Here is a 1,200-nt window from a genome sequence, read left to right on the forward strand (position 1 = left end):
GATGAAATCCGCCAGGTCGTCGCGGCCTGCGCCAGCGCGGGCATTCCGCTCACCGTGCGCGGCAGCGGCACGGGCAATTACGGCCAGTGCACGCCGCTGCATGGCGGCGTGATCCTCGACCTGTCGGGCTACAACGCATTCGGCTGGGTGCGCGGCGGCACGGGCCGCGCGCAGGCGGGCATACGCCTGGCCGACTTCGACGCCCAGGCCAGGCCGCTGGGCCAGGAACTGCGCTGGCTGCCATCGACCTACCGCAGCGCGACGCTGGGCGGACTGTTCGGCGGCGGGTTCGGCGGCGCGGGCTCGATCAACCACGGCCCATTGGCCGCGCCGGGCAACGTGCTGGCCGTGCGCGCGATGACGGTGGCGCCCGAGCCGCAGATCATCGAGCTGCGCGGCGCCGAAGCCATGCTGCTGCACCATACCTATGGCACCAACGGCATCGTGCTCGAACTCGAAGTCGCGCTCACGCCCACCGTGGCCTGGACCGAGTGCATCGCAACCTTCGATGCATTCGATGCCGCGCTCGAATTCGCCGATCGCTTCGGCAGCGCCCCTGGGCTCGAGAAGAAGGAAGTCTGCTTTCTCGCCGCGCCGATTCCCGCCTACTTCACCAGCCTCGCCGAGCACCTGCCCACGGGCTGCCACGCGGTGCTGCTGCTGGTCGCGCCGCAGTCCGAAGCCGGCATGCGCGACATGGTGGCAAAGCATGGCGGCCGGGTCACCTACCGCAAGACCGCCGACGAAGTGAAGGCCGGCAACAAGACGCTGGTCGAATACACCTGGAACCACACCACGCTGCACGCGCTCAAAGTGGACAAGGGCCTGACCTATATCCAGAGCGGCTTCAACCCGCAGCGCCGCATCGAGCAGGTCAAGGCGCTCGAAGCCGCGCTGGGCGGCGAAGTCATGATGCACCTCGAGTTCCTGCGCACCAAGGAAGGCGCGTTCAACTGCAGCGGACTGCAGATCATCCGCTACACCACCGAGGAGCGGCTCAACCAGATCATGCAGATCTACCGCGACCACGGCGTGCAGATCAACAACCCGCATGTCTACATCGTCGAGGACGGCAAGCAGAACAACCTCGACCCGGCCGTGGTCAGCACCAAGCAGCGCTTCGATCCGCTGGGCCTGCTCAATCCGGGCAAGCTGCGCAGCTGGGAAGCCGTGCAGCCACTGCGCCAGACGGCATAAGCT

The 1,200-nt window shown here is 67.2% G+C and carries 1 protein-coding gene; it reads left to right on the forward strand.

All coding sequences use genetic code 11. From position 1 onward, the window contains the following. Positions 1-1,197: FAD-binding oxidoreductase (locus tag D3H34_RS32830; RefSeq protein WP_147400605.1), on the forward strand; the 1,197-nt coding region annotated here is incomplete at its 5' end. Between the last annotated feature and the right edge of the window lie 3 nt (positions 1,198-1,200).

It is taken from the genome of Acidovorax cavernicola, from assembly GCF_003581445.1.